The 21,852-nt window shown below is 65.5% G+C and carries 22 protein-coding genes; 10 read left to right on the top strand and 12 right to left on the bottom strand.

The window, feature by feature from the left end; translation table 11 throughout:
* Nucleotides 1–100 precede the first annotated feature (100 nt).
* From ACIGJG_RS25255 to ACIGJG_RS25240, 4 genes are all read left to right on the top strand, one after another.
* On the top strand, nucleotides 101–568 hold the full coding sequence (locus ACIGJG_RS25255; RefSeq protein WP_011300847.1) for an ABC transporter substrate-binding protein: 468 nt from the start codon (nucleotides 101–103) through the stop codon (nucleotides 566–568).
* A 130-nt stretch (nucleotides 569–698) separates the two neighbouring features.
* On the top strand, nucleotides 699–1,775 hold the full coding sequence (ada, locus tag ACIGJG_RS25250) for a bifunctional DNA-binding transcriptional regulator/O6-methylguanine-DNA methyltransferase Ada (protein ID WP_181184553.1): 1,077 nt from the start codon (nucleotides 699–701) through the stop codon (nucleotides 1,773–1,775).
* A 28-nt stretch (nucleotides 1,776–1,803) separates the two neighbouring features.
* Complete coding sequence (locus ACIGJG_RS25245) at nucleotides 1,804–2,505, top strand: 2OG-Fe(II) oxygenase (RefSeq protein ID WP_373460983.1); 702 nt, start codon at nucleotides 1,804–1,806, stop codon at nucleotides 2,503–2,505.
* 145 nt (nucleotides 2,506–2,650) lie between these two features.
* Nucleotides 2,651–3,703, top strand: a complete 1,053-nt coding sequence (locus tag ACIGJG_RS25240) for an alpha/beta fold hydrolase (protein WP_011300850.1) — start codon at nucleotides 2,651–2,653, stop codon at nucleotides 3,701–3,703.
* Nucleotides 3,704–3,911: 208 nt separating this feature from the next.
* Here the strand turns inward: ACIGJG_RS25240 and ACIGJG_RS25235 are convergent, their stop codons facing one another.
* The 6 genes from ACIGJG_RS25235 to ACIGJG_RS25210 all read right to left on the bottom strand — a co-directional run bounded on the left by ACIGJG_RS25235 (nucleotide 3,912) and on the right by ACIGJG_RS25210 (nucleotide 8,196).
* On the bottom strand, nucleotides 3,912–4,844 hold the full coding sequence (locus ACIGJG_RS25235; protein ID WP_011300851.1) for a 2-dehydropantoate 2-reductase: 933 nt from the start codon (nucleotides 4,842–4,844) through the stop codon (nucleotides 3,912–3,914).
* A 14-nt stretch (nucleotides 4,845–4,858) separates the two neighbouring features.
* Nucleotides 4,859–6,043: a thiolase family protein gene (locus ACIGJG_RS25230; RefSeq protein ID WP_011300852.1), complete on the bottom strand. Its 1,185-nt coding sequence runs from the start codon at nucleotides 6,041–6,043 to the stop codon at nucleotides 4,859–4,861.
* A gap of 345 nt (nucleotides 6,044–6,388) precedes the next feature.
* The gene (locus tag ACIGJG_RS25225) at nucleotides 6,389–6,652 is read right to left on the bottom strand and encodes a hypothetical protein (RefSeq protein WP_011300853.1); all 264 of its coding nucleotides are present in this window, start codon (nucleotides 6,650–6,652) and stop codon (nucleotides 6,389–6,391) included.
* A 193-nt stretch (nucleotides 6,653–6,845) separates the two neighbouring features.
* A complete protein-coding gene (locus tag ACIGJG_RS25220; RefSeq protein WP_011300854.1) occupies nucleotides 6,846–7,319 on the bottom strand; it encodes an OsmC family protein in 474 nt (157 codons plus the stop codon).
* 78 nt (nucleotides 7,320–7,397) lie between these two features.
* Nucleotides 7,398–7,994, bottom strand: a complete 597-nt coding sequence (locus ACIGJG_RS25215) for a hypothetical protein (protein ID WP_041680257.1) — start codon at nucleotides 7,992–7,994, stop codon at nucleotides 7,398–7,400.
* A gap of 58 nt (nucleotides 7,995–8,052) precedes the next feature.
* Nucleotides 8,053–8,196, bottom strand: a complete 144-nt coding sequence (locus tag ACIGJG_RS25210; RefSeq protein ID WP_166487092.1) for a hypothetical protein — start codon at nucleotides 8,194–8,196, stop codon at nucleotides 8,053–8,055.
* 133 nt (nucleotides 8,197–8,329) lie between these two features.
* On the opposite strand from ACIGJG_RS25210, the gene ACIGJG_RS25205 reads away from it, so the two are divergent.
* Both ACIGJG_RS25205 and cysK read left to right on the top strand, forming a co-directional pair.
* Nucleotides 8,330–10,069 carry a cation:proton antiporter domain-containing protein gene (locus ACIGJG_RS25205; protein WP_011300856.1) on the top strand — a complete coding sequence of 580 codons (1,740 nt, stop codon included), beginning with the start codon at nucleotides 8,330–8,332 and terminating at the stop codon, nucleotides 10,067–10,069.
* 97 nt (nucleotides 10,070–10,166) lie between these two features.
* Nucleotides 10,167–11,084: a cysteine synthase A gene (cysK, locus tag ACIGJG_RS25200; RefSeq protein WP_011300857.1), complete on the top strand. Its 918-nt coding sequence runs from the start codon at nucleotides 10,167–10,169 to the stop codon at nucleotides 11,082–11,084.
* Between the two features lie 32 nt (nucleotides 11,085–11,116).
* Here the strand turns inward: cysK and ACIGJG_RS25195 are convergent, their stop codons facing one another.
* The gene (locus tag ACIGJG_RS25195) at nucleotides 11,117–11,947 is read right to left on the bottom strand and encodes a universal stress protein (RefSeq protein WP_483673169.1); all 831 of its coding nucleotides are present in this window, start codon (nucleotides 11,945–11,947) and stop codon (nucleotides 11,117–11,119) included.
* Nucleotides 11,948–12,210: 263 nt separating this feature from the next.
* On the opposite strand from ACIGJG_RS25195, the gene ACIGJG_RS25190 reads away from it, so the two are divergent.
* The 4 genes from ACIGJG_RS25190 to ACIGJG_RS25175 all read left to right on the top strand — a co-directional run bounded on the left by ACIGJG_RS25190 (nucleotide 12,211) and on the right by ACIGJG_RS25175 (nucleotide 15,382).
* Complete coding sequence (locus ACIGJG_RS25190; protein ID WP_011300859.1) at nucleotides 12,211–12,666, top strand: universal stress protein; 456 nt, start codon at nucleotides 12,211–12,213, stop codon at nucleotides 12,664–12,666.
* Nucleotides 12,667–12,759: 93 nt separating this feature from the next.
* Nucleotides 12,760–13,275 (top strand): hypothetical protein, encoded by a 516-nt coding sequence (locus ACIGJG_RS25185; RefSeq protein ID WP_011300860.1) that lies wholly within the window; start codon nucleotides 12,760–12,762, stop codon nucleotides 13,273–13,275.
* 135 nt (nucleotides 13,276–13,410) lie between these two features.
* Entirely contained in the window at nucleotides 13,411–14,631 is a 1,221-nt protein-coding gene (gene serA / locus ACIGJG_RS25180; protein WP_483673167.1) for a phosphoglycerate dehydrogenase, read from the top strand.
* 415 nt (nucleotides 14,632–15,046) lie between these two features.
* Nucleotides 15,047–15,382: a hypothetical protein gene (locus ACIGJG_RS25175; protein ID WP_049796504.1), complete on the top strand. Its 336-nt coding sequence runs from the start codon at nucleotides 15,047–15,049 to the stop codon at nucleotides 15,380–15,382.
* Between the two features lie 73 nt (nucleotides 15,383–15,455).
* Here ACIGJG_RS25175 and ACIGJG_RS25170 read toward each other — a convergent pair whose 3' ends face one another.
* The 5 genes from ACIGJG_RS25170 to ACIGJG_RS25150 form a co-directional block, all read right to left on the bottom strand.
* Nucleotides 15,456–17,096: a GMC family oxidoreductase gene (locus tag ACIGJG_RS25170; protein WP_483673166.1), complete on the bottom strand. Its 1,641-nt coding sequence runs from the start codon at nucleotides 17,094–17,096 to the stop codon at nucleotides 15,456–15,458.
* A gap of 16 nt (nucleotides 17,097–17,112) precedes the next feature.
* Entirely contained in the window at nucleotides 17,113–18,561 is a 1,449-nt protein-coding gene (locus tag ACIGJG_RS25165) for an aldehyde dehydrogenase family protein (protein WP_011300864.1), read from the bottom strand.
* A gap of 30 nt (nucleotides 18,562–18,591) precedes the next feature.
* The gene (locus ACIGJG_RS25160; RefSeq protein WP_011300865.1) at nucleotides 18,592–19,506 is read right to left on the bottom strand and encodes a TauD/TfdA dioxygenase family protein; all 915 of its coding nucleotides are present in this window, start codon (nucleotides 19,504–19,506) and stop codon (nucleotides 18,592–18,594) included.
* An 81-nt stretch (nucleotides 19,507–19,587) separates the two neighbouring features.
* Nucleotides 19,588–20,589: a Bug family tripartite tricarboxylate transporter substrate binding protein gene (locus ACIGJG_RS25155; protein ID WP_011300866.1), complete on the bottom strand. Its 1,002-nt coding sequence runs from the start codon at nucleotides 20,587–20,589 to the stop codon at nucleotides 19,588–19,590.
* 99 nt (nucleotides 20,590–20,688) lie between these two features.
* A complete protein-coding gene (locus ACIGJG_RS25150; RefSeq protein WP_483673165.1) occupies nucleotides 20,689–21,837 on the bottom strand; it encodes an acyl-CoA dehydrogenase family protein in 1,149 nt (382 codons plus the stop codon).
* Between the last annotated feature and the right edge of the window lie 15 nt (nucleotides 21,838–21,852).

Genomic DNA, 21,852 nt, shown 5'->3' with positions numbered 1-21,852 from the left:
GTCAGTATCGACGTAGTGATCGCGGCGCCGCTGCTGAAGATCCGGCCTGGGCTTCCTGCTGGCCGCACAGGACGCCCGGGCATGGCCAGCCTTCTGGGACATGGCCGCTGGCCTGGGCAGGGTCGATGCCAGGTACGCGACGACCACCGCCGCCATGCTGCGACATGTGGCCAGCGGCAGCATGACGATTGCCTACAACGTGCTCGGCGCCTACACGGTTAGCCAGGCGCGCAAGGACGCCGGCATCGGCTGGGCCTTCCTGAGTGACTACACGCTCGCGCTGTTGCGCATCCAGCTCATCAGCCAGCGCGCGAGCCACCCGAATGCGGCGCGGCTATGGGTCGACTACACGCTGTCGCGGCGCGGACAAGCGCTCATGGCACAGCGCGCCGGGCTGTATGCCGTGCGCGGTGACGTCGGCGGCGACATTACCGCCGTACATTTGGCCGCGCAACTGGGCGCCGGCATGCGGCCGATCCCGAACGACGCGGACCTGACGCGGCATCTGGACATCGCCGAATACCGTGCATTCGTCATGCGTTGGCGCACAGCCACCGGCCAGAGGTAGCCTGGCGGATACATCAGGCGTCTGCCCGTTGTCCAGGATTTGTGGGAAATTAGTCCGCAAGAATCGGAGTTCTTGCGATCGAATCCGGGCCTATTCTGGCACTGTGATCGACCCTTCCAGGACATGCACCATGAACGCGAAAGGCACCGGCACCGCCATGTACGCGAGCGAAGCATCGCGCTGGCAGGCAGTACAGGCGCGCGACGCCGCCGCTGACGGATACTTTGTCTACGCCGTGCGCACGACAGGCGTCTATTGCCGTCCCAGTGCTTCCGCGCGCCTGCCGAAGCGCGAGAACGTCGAGTTCTTCGATACGCCCGCAGCGGCCGAAGCCGCCGGATACCGAGCCAGCCGCCGTGCTCGCGCCGACCGGACCAGCGCGGCCGCCGGGCGCGCTGCGCTCGTGGCGGAGGTCTGCCGACTGATCGAAGCTTCGGACACCGTCCCCAGCCTTGACGAACTGGCCGCGCGCGCCGGCATGAGCCCGTTCCACCTGCATCGCGTCTTCAAGGCCGAGACCGGCCTGACGCCCAGGGCCTATGCATCGGCCTACCGCGCGCGCCGGCTGCGCGCGGGCCTTGGCACGCCGAACGCATCGGTGACGGAGGCCATCTACGATGCCGGCTTCAACTCCAACAGCCGGTTCTACGAAACCTCCGACCAGTTGCTCGGCATGCGCGCGCGCGACTACCGCGCCGGCGGCACCGGCGCGGTGATTCACTTCGCGGTCGGCCAGTGTTCGCTAGGCGCCATCCTGGTCGCGCAAAGCCAGCGCGGCATCTGCGCGATCCTGCTCAACGATGACCCGGATGCGCTCGTGCGCGAGCTGCAAGACCAGTTTCCCAATGCCCAGCTGATCGGTGGCGATGCCGGCTTCGAAAATCTCGTGGCCCAGGTGGTCGGCTTCGTTGAGGCGCCATCCATCGGTCTCAACCTGCCGCTCGACGTCCGTGGCACCGCGTTCCAGGAACGCGTCTGGCAGGCCTTGCGCGAGATCCCGCCCGGCACGACCGTGAGCTATGCGGAGATCGCCGAACGTATCGGCAGGCCCACGGCCACGCGCGCCGTCGCTCAGGCTTGCGGCGCCAACCACATTGCCATCGCGATTCCGTGCCACCGCGTCGTCCGCCGCGATGGCGACATCGCTGGCTATCGCTGGGGCGTGGATCGCAAGCGCGAACTGCTGCGGCGCGAAGCCGAAGCCTGACCGGGACGATGCGATGCCCTCCTCCGCTATGACATTCGACCGGCTGGACTGGCAGGAGATCGCTGCACAACTCGATCAGGACGGGTATGCCGGGCTGCCCGGCCTGCTCTCGCCGGAGCAGGCAAGGGAGCTCGGCCGTGACGCAGGACAATCGGGCGCCTTCCACCACCACTCACTGGAATCGGCCGGCCTCGGGCGCGGCGAGATGGTCTGTCTCGGCGGTGTGCTTCCCGATCCGTGGGCGGACTGGCGCACGGCGCTGTATTGCAAGCTCGCGCCCATCGCGAACCGGTGGAACGCACTGATGAATATCGACTACCGCTACCCTCGGGAACTGCGCGAGTTCATCAAGCACAACCGGGAAGCCGGTCAATCGCAGCCGCTGTCCTGCCTGCATCGCCTTCGTTCTGGGGACTATCTCGCCTTGCATCAACGTGCCGATGGCGAACATGTGTTCCCGCTGCAGGTCATCGCGTTGCTCAGCGAACCGGGCGTGGATTTCCAGGGCGGTGAATTCGTGATGACCGAGCAGCGCCCGCGCATGCAGTCGCGGCCAGCGGTGGTGCCGCTGGGGATTGGCGACATGGCTATCATCAGCACAGCCCGGCGCCCTCACAAGGGAGCAGGCGGGCACTATCGCGTCAACCTTCGGCATGCGATCAGCCGCGTCCGTGCAGGCGACCGCATCGGCGTGGAGCTATCGTTTCATAACGCCCCACAAGGGCGGTGACCCGGCAAAGGCATCTTTTTGTATCGATGTATGCGCTGGTCAGCGCCATATACATGGCGATACAAAGCCCAGGAACTTCGACACATGCCGCATGCGGCGGCCTCCTAGACTCGTGCACAGATTGTTCAGCACACAGGAGAACGCGATGTCGGAGAAAGTCGATCTGCCCCGCCGGGGGTTTCTGGGTGCTGCGGCCGCCACGCTGGCCGCAGCACAGTTTGGCCTTTCGCAGGCAGCACAGGCACAGACCAGCGTGGCGAAAGCCTCGCCCCTGCCCTCTGCCCTGCCCGGAACGCATACCACCTTCGCACCGATCAAGCACGTCAATGCCGGCGTGCTTAACGTCGGCTACGCCGAAGCGGGCCCCGCCAACGGGCCCGTCGCGCTGTTGCTGCATGGCTGGCCTTACGACATCCACAGCTTTGTCGATGTCGCCCCATTGCTGGCGGCACGCGGATATCGCGTCATCATGCCTTACCTGCGCGGCCATGGCGCGACCACGTTCCAGTCGCCCGATACCTTCCGCAACGGCCAGCCGTCCGCCGTCGCGGTCGACATGATCGCGCTGATGGACGCGCTGCGCATCCAGAACGCCGTCGTGGCTGGCTTCGACTGGGGCGCACGCACCGCCGACATCATGGCCGCGCTGTGGCCAGACCGTTGCCGCGGACTCGTGTCCGTCAGCGGCTACCTGATCGGCAGCCAGGCAGCCGGCAAGCAGCCATTGCCGCCCGAAGCCGAACTGCAGTGGTGGTACCAGTTCTACTTCGCGACCGAACGCGGCCGCGCGGGGTACCAGAAGTACACGCGGCAGTTTGCCAAGCTGATCTGGAAGCTCGCCTCGCCGCAATGGAACTTCGACGATGCCACGTTCGAGCGCAGCGCCGCCGCGTTCGACAACCCCGACCACGTGGAAATCACCATCCACAACTACCGCTGGCGACAGGGGCTGGCCGCCGGCGATGCACGATTCGACGACATCGAACGGAAGCTCGCGACCGCACCTGCCATCCGCGTGCCGACGATCACCATGGAAGGCGATGCCAATGGCGCGCCTCACCCTGAGCCCAGCGCCTATGCCAGCAAGTTCACAAGCCGGTACGAGCACCGGCACCTGACCGGCGGCATTGGCCACAACCTGCCGCAGGAAGCGCCTGTAGCGTTTGCACAGGCGGTGCTGGACGTCGACACGCACTGACAAGCGGTGGCTGGCGATGCGAAGGCTCTTTGTTCTGATAGCCATGACGCTGTCGGCGCTCGCATCGGAGCTCGGCAGTGCCGGGCACCGGTGCGTATGGACCGGCATGCCGCGGGCAATGCGCGAGGAAAAGAAGGAAGATTAGTGCGATACGGGGGGACGAGCCGCTGGCAAGTGCCAGGTCGTACCCGCCGTCGTCACACGTGGCTCAGACCCGTTCCGCAGCGCGCTGGCCTTGATAGACCTGAAGGTGGCAATAAGCCATGCGGCTCAACGGCACCTCATGCCCGAGCACGGCCGCACGCGCGACGAGATCCCCAACAATCGCATCGGCCTCAATCTGGCGCCTGCCTTGTGCGATATCGCGCATCATCGAGGCGGCCCAGGTCGACGATTCATCGAGCAGGCGGCTCTTCACGGCATTGGCGACCGCCTCTGGAAGCGGAAAGCCGCTCAGTGCCGCGACAGCCCCGCACTCCGCAATCGCCTGCAACGTCAGGCTCCGGCCGTCGCGCGTCCGCATGATCTGTCCGACGTTGCCGCGCATCAGGCAGGTCATCAACGCGCCGGCGGCGATCATCGCCCATTTGTTCCAGAGCTCCTGGACGATATCGGATGACAGTTCGCGCGTGCCCGCCGAGCGGGAAAACTGCTCGTGGAGCGCCCTGGCAATATCATGCGTTTCGGGTGCGCGCGCGCCCACCATCAGCCGGTCGTTGCTGCCGGCGTGAGCGATGGTTCCGTCATCCGCAAGCGTCGTCGCAATGTATGACACACCACCAAGCACGCGCTTCCCGCCGAAGCGCGCGTCGAGCTGGTCATAGGCGGACATTCCATTGAGCAGCGGCAGGATGGCCGTGTCGCTGCCGACGGCCGGCGCGATTGCGAGCATGGCGTCTTCGAGGTCATAGGCCTTGCACGCCATGAGCACGAGGTTGTACTCGGGCCTGACTGCGCCCGCCTGCACGGTCTTCACGGCGCGCCTGAAATCACCAAGCGCGCTGCGCACGACCAGCCCGTGTTCCGCCAGCGCCCGGGCACGTCCCGCGCGCACAAGGAACGTGACGTCCGCGCCGGCCTCGATCAGGCGCGCGCCATAGTAACCGCCCATGGCGCCCGCGCCCAGCACAAGTATCTTCATAAGGTCTCGTCTGTTCAGAGAGATTCGATGGCAAGCGCAATGCCCTGCCCGCCGCCAATGCAGAGCGTGACAATGCCGCGCCGGATGCCGTCCGACTGCATCGCATGGAGCAGCCGCGTCGTCAGCACCGCACCGGTCGCACCGATCGGATGCCCGTGCGCAATGGCACCGCCGTCCACGTTGATGATGTCGTGGGGCAGGCCCAACTCGGCCGCGACTGCGAGCGGCACGGCAGCGAAGGCCTCGTTGATCTCGATACGCTCGATATCGCCGAGCGTCCAGCGTGCGCGCTCGAGCGCCTGGCGCACGGCAGGAACGGGGCCAAGCCCGAACAAGCCCGGTTCCACCGCGCCGACACCGTAGGCAACCAGCCTTGCCATCGGCTTCATGCCCTGGCTTTCCGCAAAGGCGCGTTCGGCCACCAGCATGGCAGCGGCACCACTGTTGATGCCGGGCGCATTGCCGGCAGTAATGGTTCCACCCTCACGAAATGCCGCCTTCAGTCGCGCCAGCGTCTCGAGGGTGGTATCGGGACGATTGGCCTCGTCGACCTTGAACGCGGCCGTACCGCCCTTGGCCTTCACGGCGACTTCAACGATCTGCGACGCGAATCGGCCCTGCGCCTGCGCTCGCGCAAAGCGCTGCTGCGACCGCTCGGCCCAGCGGTCCTGTGCATCGCGGCTGAGCTCGTAGCGGGTGGCGAGATCCTCGGTATGCCAGCCCGAGTGCAGGCCGGAGAACGCATCCTGCAGCCCGTCGAACAGCATGCTGTCATGCATGACCGTATCGCCCATGCGCTGCCCCCAGCGGCCGGATGGCACGAGGTAAGGCGCACGGTCCATGTTCTCCATGCCGCCGGCGACGGCGACGTCGGCATAGCCAAGCCTGACCTCGTCCGCGGCCGTTGCAATGGCCTGCGCACCGGACCCGCACACGCGGTTCACGGTCATGGCGGGGACGGATACCGGCAAGCCCGCGCCGATGGCGGCCTGCCGTGCAGGGTTCATGCGGTTGCCGGCCTGAATCACGTTGCCGAACACCACACTGCCGATGCGGCCGGCATCGATGCCTGCACGCTTGAGCGACTCTCCGATTGCCGCGGCCCCGAGTTCAACCGCAGGCGTGCCCTTCAGGGTGCCGTTGAATGCACCAATCGCGGTGCGAACCGGGTGACACAACACCACTTCGCGCGTATTCATGAAACTACCCCTCCTACGGACATCGACGACGGTTGCGGGCGCCACAAGCGGCACCGGATGGCACTGACATAGCAGCAGCGTCGGTTCAGCCACCAATTACTATCATCATGCTATTAACAACTCTAGCCGAACTTTCATGATGAAAGCAATAGGAGTTTCGGAAAGTGAGTTCCTTGCGCCTCAAGAAGGAATGGACATCGCCCGGGTGCCCTGCCGGTATGGTCAGTCACCCGCCCGGGTGCCCTGCCGGTATGGTCAGTCACTCCAGACGATGTCCATGGTGCGGTCGCTCACGTGCCCTGGCACGCTTGACGCGTATCGAGGCGGCCGAGGAGGGACAGGTGCTTACAGCGGCACAATGTGACGAGGCTTGGGCTGGAACGGGAATCCCGCCGGAAACTCGGGCAGCTTCAGCATCGGAGGCATCGGCGGGAACGATGGCAGCGGAGGCATCGAGGGCATCGACGGCCCCGGCAGGTGCCCGTTCGGGTCGGGCTCGCCCACCGCGATGGAAGCAGGCATGTAGGCAACGCCGCCGCGGATGGCGGCACGGGCAGCCCGGTCCAGTTCGCGGACGCGCGGCAGGTTTTCGATCAGTAGCGTGGACATGGGAATCTCCTGTAGTCATGGAAAGCGAACGGCGGATACGACGTTCGCCCTTGACTATGCAGATGCCATGCCACCGACTGCGCGCGCGCTCAGGTGTACGCAACGAGCTGTCAGAGGCTGATTTTGGTGGGCAACGGCCAACAGGCGCACAAAGCGTCGGGGCGGTCCGAACAGCGGGACCGCGACGCTTGCTCTAAGCGGGCGCCTGCTCGAAGGTCGGCTCGCACAGCACCGGGAAATTGAGCGAGTTGGCGATAAAGCATTGTTCGTGGGCGGTGTGATGCAGCCGCGCAGCCAGTTCCAGGTCGTCGCCCGCGCGCACGGTGACGCGCGGCCGCAGGACGATCCTTGTGAAGCGGCCGGACTGCGCTTCGATCATCGTGCCTTCCGCATCATCGACATACGCAAGCACGACGATGCCCGCGTTGGCGCATAGATGCAGGTACCAGAGCTTGTGGCACGCCGCGGCGGAGGCCACGAGCAGGTCCTCCGGATTCCAGCGCGCCGCATCGCCGAGAAAGGACGGATCCGATGAGCCCGGAATGACCGGCTTGGCGCCGGAGCGAATCACGTAGTCGCGCGCATACGCGCGGTAGCCCGACGTGCCGCTGCCCTTGTTGCCGGTCCACTCGACCGAAACCCGATAGTGATGCTCTCGATCTGCCATGTCAGCGTCCTCCGCCGATTCCGTGAATGCGCCAGTATGACTGCATAGGGCGGTTGCTGCCGGAGAGACGCAATCCACTCAGGCAATGGAGCGCCTCAGTTCGGGTACCCGATGACTGGCCAGCCGCCTCGCGGTCTGTACGGACACGCCGAAGCGATCATAGAAAGCCGACTCCACATCACCGTTGGGTGGCCATCCGACGAACCGCTTCAGGTCCGCCATGGCTACGTCGCCCGCCATGGCTTCGAACAGCAGGCGCATGAGCCGCTGCGTACGGCAGAGGTCCGTCAGCGCCGTGCCTTGCGAAAACAGCAGGCGGCGCAGCTGCGTCGCGGGCATGTCGATACGTTCGGCGATGAAGCCCGCGCTCCATGCATACTGGGGCTGCAGGAAAACGCGCCTGGAAATCCTTTGGTGCAACGCATCCTGCGGCGTGCCGGGCATGCCGCGCCTGATCTCGAACGTGCACGACGACGGCTGGCCGCTGCTGCCGTCCAGATGCATGTCGATGGTCTCGAACGGCTCGATCGTGACATCGTGTCCCGGCACAAGCAGCCGCTCGTGGCCGCGCCGCCTGACGACCGACCTGCCATGCGTGGCCACGATGGTCAGCGGGAACGCCAGGAACAGTCGATGCAGGCTGACGTGCGAGTAGGACTGCAGGTGGACGCGCATGGTGGACGGAAGACTCGGAAAACAGCCGGTAGCAGGATATCGGCACCGATCATCGCCGCTAACCGGGCCGCGCACCATCTGCAATTTCCGAACGCAACGTTTGCCTGCGCCACACGCTGGCCCACAGCACGGCCGGCGCGCCATGCTTCGCCATAGACTCGCCATGCGCCTGAATCTGCCCTTTCGACAGCGCTTCGTCCATCTGCCGTTATCATGAAGGGGCCTGGTATGTCTGCCGGCGCACGGCAGACCCACCCTTGCCCGACCGGCAACCGGACTGCCGGGCTCCGCCGCAGGACCGCCCCGTTTTCAATCCGCCACTCCCTTCGTCCTGCATGGAACACAACATCCCTCTTATCACCACGCTTGCCGCCGGGTTCGGCATTGCCCTGGTTCTCGGCTTCCTGGCCGAGCGGGTCAAAGTGCCGGCGCTGGTCGGCTACCTGGTAGCCGGCATCATCATCGGACCGGGCACGCCCGGCTTTGTCGCGGACGTACATCTGGCCTCCCAGCTTTCCGAGATCGGCGTGATGCTGCTCATGTTCGGCGTGGGGCTGCACTTCTCGCTCAAAGACCTGCTGGCGGTCAAGCGCATCGCCGTGCCTGGCGCGGTGGTGCAGATGGCGCTGGCCACGGCGCTCGGCGCTGGGGTTGCATGGATGTGGGACTGGCATTGGGGCAGCGGGCTGATCTTCGGGCTCTCGCTCTCTTGTGCGAGTACGGTCGTGCTGCTCAAGGCGCTGGAGACGCGCGGCGTGCTGGAAAGCATGAACGGCCGCATCGCGGTGGGCTGGCTGGTGGTCGAAGATTTGGCCACCGTGCTGGTGCTGGTCCTGCTGCCGCCGCTGGCGGGCATTCTGGGCGGCTCGGACGCATCGGCCGCGGCGGAGACCCGGCCGCTGTGGACCACCATCGCGCTGACGCTGCTGCAGGTCGGTGCCTTTATCGCGCTGATGCTGGTGGCGGGCCGCCGCTTGCTGCCGTGGTTCCTGTGGCTGGTCGCGCGCACGGGCTCGCGCGAGTTGTTCACGCTGTCAGTCATCGCCGCGGCCATCGGCATTGCGTACGGCGCGGCCCAGTTGTTCAGTGTCTCGTTCGCGCTGGGCGCTTTCTTCGCCGGCATGGTCATGCGCGAGTCAGAGTTCAGCCACCGCGCGGCGCAGGAATCGCTACCGCTGCGCGATGCGTTCTCGGTGCTCTTTTTCGTCTCGGTGGGCATGCTGTTCAAGCCCGCAATCCTGATCGAGCAGCCGCTGCACGTGCTTGGCACGGTGGCGATCATCATCGTCGGCAAGTCGATTGCAGCGTTCGCGCTGGTGCTGGCGTTCCGCTATCCGCTCAATACCGCGCTGACTGTCTCGGCCAGCCTCGCGCAGATCGGCGAGTTTTCGTTCATCTTGGCCGGGCTCGGGCTCTCGCTCGGCCTGCTGCCGGCCGAGGGCATGAGCCTGGTGCTGGCGGGTGCGCTGATCTCGATCGCGCTGAACCCGGTGCTGTTCGCCCTCAACGAGCCGTTCCGCCGCTGGGTCCTCAAACGCTCGGCACTGGCCCGGCGCCTGGAGCAGCGTGGCGACCCGTACGCTGAATTGCCGATGACGACCGAGCGCAAGTATCTCGAGGGCCAGGTCGTGCTGGTCGGCTATGGCCGCGTGGGGCGTCGCATCGGCAGCGCGCTGCAGTCGCGCGGCATTCCGTTCGTGGTCGCGGAGCAGAACCGCGAACTGGTGGAGAGCCTGCGCAATCGCGGTATTGCGGCGGTTTCGGGCAACGCGGCCGATCCCGCCGTCCTGATCCAGGCCCATATCGCGCGTGCCGCCATGCTTGTGGTCGCCATTGCCGATCCAATCGATGTCAGGCAGATGGCCGATACCGCCCGCACGCTCAATCCCTCGATTGAGATCGTCCTGCGTACGCACAATGAAGACGAGTCCGTCATGCTGCGCAAGGAGGCAATCGGCACGGTCTTCTACGGCGAGGAAGAACTGGCCAGGGGCATGACGGCCCATGTGCTGGAGCGCTTCGCGCCGGGGCCGCAGGCATACACCGATGGCCATGCCGCGGGCCACGCTGCATGACGCATGCGACCAAGGCTCTGTGAACTTTAATAGAATCCCGGTCTGACACGCATTCGCGCCGCGGTTCGCCGCGCCCGCACAACCCTCCGGAGACAACATGAAGGCAGACAACATCCTGCAGACCATCGGCAATACGCCGCATATCCGCATCCGACGGCTGTTCGGAAACGGCCACGAAGTCTGGATCAAGTCGGAGCGGTCCAACCCGGGCGGCTCGATCAAGGACCGTATCGCGCTATCGATGGTGGAAGACGCCGAACGCCGTGGCGTGCTCAAACCCGGTGGCACCATTGTCGAGCCGACCTCCGGCAATACCGGCATCGGCCTGGCGATGGTGGCGGCAGTCAAGGGCTACAAGCTGATCCTGGTGATGCCGGACAGCATGTCGATCGAACGCCGCCGGCTGATGCTCGCCTACGGCGCGACCTTTGACCTGACCCCGCGCGAGAAAGGCATGAAGGGCGCAATCGCCCGCGCCGAGGAATTGATCGCCTCGATCCCCGGCGCGTGGATGCCGCAGCAATTCGAGAATCCGGCCAACATCGACGTCCATGCGCGCACCACGGCGCAGGAAATCCTGGCGGACTTCCCGGAAGGCCTCGATGCACTGATTACCGGCGTGGGCACGGGCGGCCATATCTCGGGCTGCGCGCAGGTGCTCAAGCAGAAATGGCCGCAACTGAAGGTGTTCGCCGTGGAGCCGACGGCATCGCCGGTGATTTCGGGTGGCGCGCCCGCGCCGCATCCGATCCAGGGCATCGGCGCCGGTTTTATCCCGGAGAACCTGAAAACCGACCTGCTCGATGGCGTGATCCAGGTCGATGCCGAACCAGCGCGCGAGATGGCGCGCCGCTGCGCGCGCGAAGAAGGCATCCTGGTTGGCATTTCGTCGGGCGCGACGCTGGCCGCGATCGCGAGCAAGCTGCCTGAACTTCCGGCCGGCGCCCGCGTGCTCGGGTTCAACTATGACACCGGCGAGCGTTACCTGACGGTCGAGGGCTTCCTGCCGGCCTGAGGCTTTACCGCGCGCCAACGCGCTGGCAATCGTCAGTGCGACATGAACAGCGGCACGCCGGCGCGCCGCACCAGCGTGCGCGTGGTGCCGCCCAGCACGCGTTGGCGCAGGCGGCTGCGGCCGTAGCCGCCTGCCACCAACAGGCCGGCACCGAGTTCATAGGTTAGCCGCAGCAGTTCATCGCCGGGCTGTCCGCCACGTTCGACACGCAGCCAGGCCTCGATCCCGTGCGCGGCCAGCCACTGCAGCAGCCGTTCCCCGCCTGCTTCCTTCTCGTCTTCGCCACTGGCGCCGGCCACCACCACCACGGTTACATAGGACGCCTGCGCCAGCAGCGGCAGCGCATCGCTCACCGCGCGCGCGGCTGGCTGGCTGCCATCCCAGCCCACCAATGCATGCCCCTGCGGTGCCAGCGTGGCACCGGCCGGTACCAGCAGCATCGGACGCCCCGCATTGAGCAGCGCGTACTCGGCTTCCTCGGCCATCAGTGCGGGGGCGTTGTCGCCAGCCTGCAAAGCCGGCGGCAGAACCAGGTCCGCAAATCGGCCTTCCATCGCGAGCGCCCAGCCCGTCTCCGCCTCGACCACCGCGTGCCGGCACCTCATGCCGCTGCCCGATGACGTGACCGCAGCCTGCAGCGCCGCCAGGTTCTCATCCACGATGCGCTGCAAGCTTGCCGCCGCCTGCTCGGCGTACTTGCCGGCCTCGTCGCCGGCGCCGCGGAACGGCTCGAGCTGCGTGCCCGTTGCGGTCAGCCCGACCAGCCCCGCCCCGAAGTGCCGGCACAGGACCAGCGCGGCGTGCAAGCGCGCCGCGCGCGCGGGATCGTCGCCCAGCGCGACAAGGATTGTCTTGTAGTCCATCGGTTCATTGCTCCTTGCAAAGGCGTGAGTGCGACGCTGCGGACCGCCTGGGACGTGAACCAGTGTAAGCATTTGCCGGCCAAGGTGCTTGACGGGCATCAATGCGGCACGACCGAACCGTGATGCCGCGTCTGCCGCAGCAAGCCTTGATGCACATCAAGCCGACACCTTCAGATGCACCTACGCTGAATCCAACGCGTTCACGCGTACCGGCAACCATTTGCCACTCCTGACCATCCGCCGTCACACTCCGGAGATCCGCCATGTATCAACGCATCCTGCTCGCCGTAGATGGCAGCCAGTCTTCCGACCTGGCGTTGAGCCAGGCCATCACAATCGCCAAGGCCACGGGGGCGGAGGTCAAGGCCCTGTTCGTCGCCGACGACAGCGACGCGTTTTTCGACGTCGCCTACTTCGACGCCAAGGCCCTGATGCAAGGTATCCTGACATTCGGCAACAAAGTCCTTGCCGAGGCCGCGAGCAGGCTCGATGCAGCCGGCGTCAGGCATGTGACCCAACTGATCGAAAAGCCGGTGGCACCCGGGCAGATTTCGTCAACCATCGTCGCGCAGGCCGATACCTGGAACGCAGACCTGATCGTCTTGGGCACCCACGGCCGGCGCGGCGTACGGCGTCTGTTGATGGGCAGCGTCTCCGAGGGCGTGGTGAGCAAATCCAACCGCCCGGTGCTGCTGATCCGCAGCGAGGTCGAGGGCTAGTCCCGCGCCGCCGACTGCAGCCGGCGCTATTGCGCACGCCGTGCCACAGGCCGGACAATCCGGGCATGCGGGATTTCCCCGCGGGAGCGCACGATGCGAATCCGCCTGGCCACACTGGCTTGCATGGCAGCCCTTGCCTTGAGCGCCTGCGCGTCGCTGCAACCGGAACAGACCGGCCAGCGACTGATCGGCAGCGACCAAGGTGCCGTTCGCGGTACATTGGGGGAGCCCACCGATACCTTCAGGTTTCCGAACGGCACGTCCCGCTGGCTCTACTCGGGGCAGCCGCTCGGCCACACGGTCTATGCCGCGGACTTTGACGCGACCGGCAAGCTCGTCAGCTATCGGCAAATGCTGACGGAAGCCGAAATCTATCAGGCGCAGGTCGGAGTCTGGACCAAGCAGGAAGTGCTCGAGCGCTTCGGCAAGCCACGCGAGCCCACGCAGTACTACCCGCTGATGAAGCGCGAGGCCTGGACCTACCGGATGTACAAGGACGGCTACCAGACCGCCCATTTCAGCTGCTACTTCGACGACAACGGCGTGCTGCAGCAAAGCATGATCATCGTCGACCCGCTCGGCGGCGACCGACGCGGACGCTCCCGGTAGGCTGAGCGGCTCCCGATGGTGCCAACGTTGGCGGAAGGGGCACCGGGACCGCGGCAGCTTTTTCGCGCAGAATAGACATTGCCGCGCCGCAGCAGAGGCTGCCGGCGCGCACCTTGTTCTCTCCGAGTCCTATTCTTGCGCGGAAAACTGAACGTGACGACTGCGATCCTGCTCGAAAACATCCATGCAAGCGCCACGGCGCGCCTTGGCGAGGCCGGCCTGACGGTCGAGCGCCGCACCGACGCGCTGGCCGGCGACGAACTGCGCCAGGTGCTGGCAAGCCATGACCTCGTCGGCATCCGCTCTGCCACGCACCTGCGCGGCGACGATATCCGCAGCGCGCCCGCCCTGCTCAGCATCGGCTGCTTCTGCATCGGCACCTCGCAGGTCGATCTGGACGCCGCGACCGCGGCTGGCATCCCGGTCTTCAATGCGCCGTTTTCGAACACGCGGTCGGTGGCCGAGCTGGTCGTGTCCGAGGCCGTGATGCTGCTGCGCAAGATCCCGGAGAAGAATGCGCTAGCTCATGCCGGCAAGTGGGCCAAGGGCGCCAGCGGCGCGTTCGAGGCGCGCGGCAAGACCATCGCCATCGTCGGCTACGGCAATATCGGCTCTCAGGTCGGCGTATTGGCGGAGTCGATGGGTATGCGGGTGGTGTACTACGACGTGCTGGCCCGGCTGTCGCTCGGCTCGGCGCGTGCCGCCGGTACGCTCGAAGAAGCCGTGTCGCAGGCGGACGTGGTCACTCTGCACGTGCCCGCTACGGCCCGCACGCGCAACATGATCGATGCCCACGTGCTCGCCTGCTTCAAGCCGGGCGCGATCCTGATCAACGCATCGCGCGGCACCGTGGTGGATATCGATGCGCTTGCGGCGGCACTGCGCGACAAGCGCCTGGGCGGCGCGGCAATCGACGTGTTCCCGGAAGAGCCGAAGACGAACAACGATCCATTCGTCAGTCCGCTGCAGCAGCTTCCGAATGTCCTGCTGACGCCCCACATCGGCGGCAGCACTGAAGAGGCGCAGGAGAACATCGGCACAGAGGTAGCCGCCAAGCTGCTGAACTACCTGAACACCGGCGGCACCATTGGCGCCGTCAACTTTCCCGAAGTCGATCCCGGTCCGCTGCACGCGCCGGCACGCCTGCTCAACATCCACAGCAATGCTCCGGGCGCGCTAGCCGCACTGAACACGCTGCTGGCCCAGGATGGCGTCAACATCAACGGCCAGCACCTGCAGACGCGCGGCCATACCGGCTACGTCGTCACGGATCTCGACCGCGTGCCGTCCGACGTGCTGATGGAATCGCTGCGCACGCATGCCGGCTTCGTACGTTCGCGGCTGCTGGTGCGCTAACCCCACCCCTTCGCACCGATTTTTCCTGTCGCACCACATCCGCCGTCGGGCCGCATGCAACGCATGAGGCCAGACGGCGGATGACGCCTCTTTTCCGAGAGCCTGCCCGCATCGTCCTCCGCTGCGCACGAAAATCAACCGGGGCCGATAAGAATGGGCTGAGGCGTAGCCGCCCGCCTTGCCCGGCGATATCCCGGTGGCGCCAAATGGCTTCAGCGGCAACGCTACTCTTCAGGCCGTCGCCGGCAACTGACACCGCCGGACCGCATCAGAAGTCAACAGGCTGCAATATTTTTAAGGGAATTACTAAAGCCCAGTCCTGGCACGCCGCTATTGGCGACAGGAGCACTGACAGCGGTCGCGCTCCGCGCCACACGGCAACAGTCAGGTGGCATCCACCATGGAGGGAATCGATATGGACGCAAAGGAAAGGCGCGTGCCGGCATGGGCGCGACGGGTCGGATTGTCGTTGTGTGTTGCGGCAGGTATCGCGGGCGGTGCGGCCGCGCAGTCCGGCACCATCACGTTCCAGGGTGCGATCACCGAGCCCTCGTGCGGGTTCGAGGCGGACGCGCAAGGGGTCAACGCCACTTGCCTGACGCCGGCGGGGCGCCCGGTCAGCAAGGCGTTGCGCGCGGCGGCCCTTGGCAAGGCCGCAAGCGCCCGAGTGGGCGCGGCCCAGTTGCGGCTGGAGCCGATTGGCCGCCGTGGCGCCACGAACACGTACGTGGTTGTGGCTACCTATCTCTGAAGCCGGCCCGACGCCCCGGCCCGCAGCACCTCACGGCACTGCGGGCCGGCAAGACGATTGCAGTGCCGTCCCGTTAGTCGCCGGCCCGGATCAGGTCTGCCGCCTTCTCGGCGATCATGATCGCCGGCGCATTGGTGTTGCCTGCCACCAGCGTCGGCATGATCGATGCATCGACCACGCGCAAGCCCTGCACACCACGCACACGCAAGGCGGGATCGACCACGGCCATGTCATCCACACCCATCTTGCAGGTGCCGACCGGGTGGTAGACGCTGTCGGTCCGCTCGCGCACGAAAGCCTCGATCGCTTGCTGGTCGCCGTCGCCCGGCCCGAATTCGTCGGTGAACAGCTCGCGGCCGCCGGCGCTGGCCAGCGCCTGCTGCGCGAAGATGCGGCGGATTGCGCGCACGCCTGCCACCATGACGGTCATATCTTCCTCATGGCTGAGGAAGCGCGGATCGATGACCGGTGCTTCGCGCATGTCCGGGGAACGCAATCGTACTTCTCCAACACTCTTCGGCCGCAGCACGCAGGCATGGCAGGAATAGCCATGACCCAGCTTCTTCCTGTCGCTGCCGTGATTGAGCAGTGCCGTGATGAAATGCAGCTGAATATCAGGGGCCGCAAGTCCCTGCCGACTCTTGATGAAAGCGCCGGCCTCCGCGAAATTGCTGCTAGGCATGCCGGTGCGTTTGCGGCGATAGCGCAGCAACTCCATCGACAGCTTCACAAAGCCGCCAAAGGAATGGCCAAACAGGTCCAGCGAATGCACCTGCTTGTTCAGGATGACATCCGGATGGTCCTGCAGGTTCCTACCTACGCCAGGCAGGTCGGCTACAACATGAATCCCCATGTCAAAAAGCTCGCGCGCCGGGCCTACGCCGGACGCCAGCAGCAACTGCGGCGAGTTGAAGGCCCCGGCGCTGACAATGACTTCGCGCCGTGCCGCCAGCTTCTGCTCCACCCCGCCGCGCACAACGGTCAGTCCCGTGGCCCGCCTGCCGTCGAAGTTGATACGCAGCACCTGCGTCTCGACCAGCACCGAAAGGTTGCTGCGGCCTCCGCTCAGAGTCTTGTCGACCGCGTTGCCCTGATGCAGGTAGGCGCGCGCCGAATTCCAGCGCTCGCCACGATGCTGGGTGACGTGGTAGAAGCCCGCTCCCTCCTGATCCGCACCGTTGAAATCGCTATTGGGCCGATAGCCAGCCTGGATTGCCGCGTCGATAAAGCGCCGGGAAAACGGGCTGGGCGAGCGCAGGTTGCTTACGCGCAGCGGGCCCGTGCCACCGTGCCATCGGTTATCGTCCCGGCCGCTGTAGTCCTCGTGATGTTCGCTGCGCCGGAAGTACGGCAGCACGTCTTCATATCCCCAGCCGGTGCAGCCCAGGCGCGCCCAGTCGTCGTAGTCGTTGCGGTGACCGCGGATATAGACCATGCCGTTGATCGACGAGCTGCCGCCCAGACCCTTGCCGCGCGGCTGGTAACCCTGCCGCCCGTTGAAGCCCGGCTGCGGCACGGTGTAGTAGCCGTAGTTGCGTGGGCCGGCATTGCGCACGGTAGATGCCATGCCGATCGGCATCCAGATGCTCATATGGTGATCAGTCGGCCCGGCCTCGATCAGGGCCACCGTCACGGCGGGGTCTTCGGCCAGCCTTGATGCAATGGCGCAGCCTGCCGAGCCGGCACCCACCACCAGATAGTCAAACGTTTCCATGTAATCGGTCACTCCTTCATTCATCCACGGTGCAGCCTGCGACCGACTTGTATTCGAGGAACTCGGCCAGGCCGTACGCGCCGAACTCGCGGCCGTTGCCCGACGTCTTGTAGCCGCCGAACGGCGCGGCAAAGTCCATCTTCGCACCGTTGATCTGCACGGAGCCCGCGCGCAGTTCTCCAGCGACGCGGCGCGCACGTGCCGGGTTGCCCGACCAGACATAGGCAGCGAGCCCGTAAGGCGTGTCGTTGGCGATACGGATTGCCTCAGCCTCGTTGTCGTAAGGAATCATCGACAGCACCGGCCCGAAAATCTCCTCCCGGGCAATGGTCATGTCGTTGCTGACGTCGGCAAATACCGTCGGGCGGTTGTAAAAGCCCTGCGCAAGTCCTTCCGGGCGGCCCGGACCACCGGCCACGACGCGTGCGCCCTCCTGGATACCGGCTTCGATCATGCGCTGGACACGTTCGTACTGTGCACGGTTGGAACTGGGCCCCAGCTTGCTGTCAGGCGAAGACGGATCACCGACAGTCAGCGCCTGCACCGTCGCTTGCGCAATCGCGATGGCCATCTGGTATTGCGCGCGTGGTACCAGCATGCGCGTCGGCGCCGTGCAGGTCTGGCCGGAATTCAGCATGCAGCTCACCACGCCCTGAGAGACCGCAGCCTTGAGATCGGCATCATCGAGGATGACGTTGGGCGACTTGCCGCCAAGTTCCTGCGCGACGCGCTTCACCGTTGGCGCGGCCTGCATGGCCACGTCTACGCCAGCGCGCGTGGAGCCGGTGATGGACACCATGTCGACATCGGGGTGGCGCGACAACGCCGCGCCGACCGTCGGACCCGTGCCAAACAACATGTTGAACACGCCTGCGGGCGTCGATGTGGCCTGGCAGGCCTCCTGCACGATCTCGGCAAAGATGCGCGCGTCGAGCGGCGCGATTTCCGATGGCTTGAGCACCACCGTGCATCCGGCCGCCAGCGCCGGCGCCACCTTGGCGGCAATCTGATTGACCGGCCAGTTCCACGGCGTGATCAGCGCGGCCACGCCGACCGCCTCCCGCACGACCTGGGTCGTGCCCTTGACGGTGACGAACTCGAACGCTTCGAGCGCTGCAATGGCTGCCTGAATCTGTACCAAGCCCATCGGGGCCTGGTATTCACGGCACAGCCAGATTGGCGCGCCAATCTCCGTGCTGATGGCCTCGGCAATCTCCCCGATGCGCGCCTTGTAGCCGTCGGAAATGCGGCGCAGCAGGGCCAGGCGTTCCTCGCGACTGGACCTGGACCACGATGCGAACGCGTCGCGCGCGGCCGCCACGGCACGGTCGACATCGGCCGCGCCACCCATGGCGACCGTGCCGATCACGGCCTCCGTCGCCGGGTTGACGAGATCCGCCAACGTGGCGCCATCAGCGGGTTTAACCCACTCGCCCCCGATATAGAACGTATTGAGATTGTGCATCGAGCGTTAACTCCTGAAAGTGGGGGCGCTTCAGAAAGGTTTATCGCCGATGATGGTCGCGCGCATCATCCGGCGTACTGCGGGGAAATAGTCCTGCACGGCGTAGTGCTGCGTGGAACGGTTATCCCAGAACGCAATGGTGTTGGGCCGCCATTTCAGGCGGACCTGGTACTCGGGCACGGCGGCCTGGCGGAACAGGTACTGCAGCAGATCGAGTTCGCCATAGCGGAAATCGAAGCCCACGCGGAACTGCGCCTTCTCGCCGAAGTTCGCGAGATGCGTGACGAATCCTTCGTTGACGTAGAGGATCTTTTCACCGCTCTCGGGATGCGTGCGCACGACCGGGTGCGTGACCGCAGGGAACTTCTTGCGGTTGACTTCACGTTCCTCCGGAGTCATGCGTGCGCCGAAGCCGGGCATGATGTCGTGAACCGCATAGAGGCCGTCGATCCGCTCCTTGACGGCGTCGGGCAGGGCCGCGTAGGCACGTGCCATATCGACCCAGATCGTGTCGCCGCCGGTGTCGGGGCACTCCACGCAGCGCAGCATCGACGCCATCGACGGCACCTCGCGCCACGAGACGTCGGAGTGGTAGATGTTCTCGCGGCCACGCATGTCCTTGCTTCCGCCCAGCAGCACCAATTCGGGATGGTCCTCGTGATGCGGAAAGACGGGGTGAACTTCGAGTTCGCCGAAGCGGCGTGCGAGCTGCACGTGCTGTGCCGGCGTGATGTCCTGGTCGCGGAAGAACAGCACCTTGTGGCGCACCAGCGCTTGCCGCAGCGCGGCCACGGTGGCGTCGTCGAGCGTCTCGGCCAGATCGATCCCGCCGACCTCGGCACCAATGGTCGGCGTCGACCGTGTAATGGTGAAGCCGTGGTAGTTCAGGGTGTTAGGTTCGGCGGACGCATCGCTAAGTTGAACGGCGGCATTGCTACGGGTCATATCATCTCCTTTTGTTCGGTGGGCTGCTGGCCGGCGCGGGCTCGATCTGCCGCACCAGCGATTCACTGCATGCTGGCGCAATCAGTCCAGGCGGATGTCCGAAGCACGGATCGCTTCGGCCCAATAGGCCTGCTCGGCCTTGACGACATCGGAGAAAGCCGACGGCGTGCTTCCCTTGAGCACGATCCCAAGATCGACCATGCGCGCGCGGAAATCGGGGTTGGTCAACGTGCGGTTGACGTCGGCCGACACCTTTTCCACGATGGCGCGCGGCGTTGCAGCGGGCGCGAACATGCCCACCCATCCCTGCCGCTCGAGTCCACGCACGCCAGCCTCGGCAAACGTCGGCACGTCAGGCAGCATGGGTGAGCGCGCTGCGCCTGCAACAGCGAGCACCCGCAGCTTGCCCGCGGCGGCATGCTGGCGCGCACTGACTGCGGCGATCATGCCGGCCGGAAGCTGTCCGCCCAGCAGGTCGTTGACCATTGGCGCCTCACCTTTGTAGGGCACATGTGTGAGCGCCACTTTCGCGTTGCGTCCGAAGATCTCCATCTGCAAATGGCCACTCGAGCCCAGGCCATAGGAACCGTACGCCAGCGGCTTCCCCTGCTTGCCGATGTATTCGATCAGCTGCTTCACGCTGCTCACCCCGAGCGAAGGCTGCACCACCAGCGCAAGGTTCGACGTGGCAAGCTCCGAAACCGGCGCAAAGTCCCGCACCGGGTTGTACGGCGCCTTGCTGTACAGGCTTGGCGCCTGCACCATACCGGTCAGCGTCAGCAGTAGCGTATGGCCGTCCGGGTCGGCCTTGGCGACCATGTCAGCACCGATCATGCCGCCGGCGCCGGGCCGGTTGTCAACGATGACCGGCTTGCCCCAGGCTTTGGCAAGGCCCTCGGCAATCTGCCGCGCGACCACGTCGCCGGTACCGCCCGCCTGGTACGGGTACACCACGCGCACCGCGCGCGATGGGAACCCGGCCGCGTTGGCCTGGGCCCGCGCATTGAGGCCGACGCCTCCGAATGCCGCGCCTGCCAAACCGAGCGCCAACTGCTGCAAAACCTTTCGCCTTTGCTGCTGCATCTTGCTGTCTCCATTTTTCATTGGTTCTACCGATTCGCGGCTGCAGCCGGCCTCTGGCGGGCCTGGTCATGCAGCCATGGTCCTGCGGTGCCGCTAAGGTCAGAGCGTGCGCGCGATGATCTCCTTCATGATCTCGTTCGAGCCGCCGTAGATCTTGCCCACGCGTGCGTTCACGTACATGCGCGCGATCGGGTACTCCATCATGTAGCCGTAGCCGCCATGGAGCTGCAGGCATTCATCGATGATTTCGCAGGTCGTCTGCGTGCCCCACCACTTCGCCATGGCGGCGGTCTCGGGATCGAGCTCGTCGCGCAGGACCTTGGCCATGCAGTCGTCGACAAATGCGCCCGCGATGACAGCCTTGGTCTTGCACTCCGCCAGCTTGAAGCGGGTGTTCTGCATGTCGAGCAGCGTCGCGCCAAACACTTTGCGTTCGCGCACGTAGTCGGTGGTCAGTTCCACCGCGCGTTCCATCGCAGACAACGCGCCCAGCGCGATGATCATGCGCTCCTGCGGAAGCTGCTGCATGAGCTGGTAGAAGCCTTTGCCTTCTTCCGTGCCCAGCAGGTTCGTGCAGGGCACGCGCACGTCGTCGAAGAACAGCTCGGCTGTGTCCTGACCCTTCTGGCCGATCTTTTCAAGGATGCGGCCGCGGCGGAAGCCCGGCAGGTTCTCGGTCTCGACCACGACGATCGACACGCCTTTTGCACCCTTGTCCGGATCGGTCTTGCAGACCACCAGGATCAGGTCGGCCAGAAAGCCATTGGTGATGAAGGTCTTCGAGCCGTTCAGCACATACTGGTCGCCGTCGCGGACGGCGCGCGCCTTGATGCTCTTGAGGTCCGATCCCGCACCGGGCTCCGACATGGCAATGGCCGCGACTATTTCGCCGCTGGCCATCTTCGGCAGCCAGTTCTGCTTCTGCGCCTCGGTGCCATAACGCAGGATGTAATGCGCGACGATGCCGCTGTGGACGTTAGTGCCAAGGCTGCTGACGCCCGCCCGGGACTGCTCGAGCGTGATGACTGCTTCATGCGCGAAGTTGCCGCCGCCACCGCCGTATTCCTCGGGAATGCTCGCACACAACATGCCCATCTCGCCAGCCTTGCGCCAGATCTCGCGGTCGACGTGCTGCTGCTTCCACCAGCGATCCTCGTGCGGAACCAGCTCGCGTTCGATGAACTTGCGGATGCCGTCCTGGAACATCGCCAGGTCGTCAGTAATCCAGGGACGTTGATTGAATGCCATGCTCTTGCTCCGCTT

The organism is Cupriavidus sp. C1SS-2L (assembly GCF_057073735.1).
This window is presented reverse-complemented; position numbering and strand designations above follow the sequence as displayed.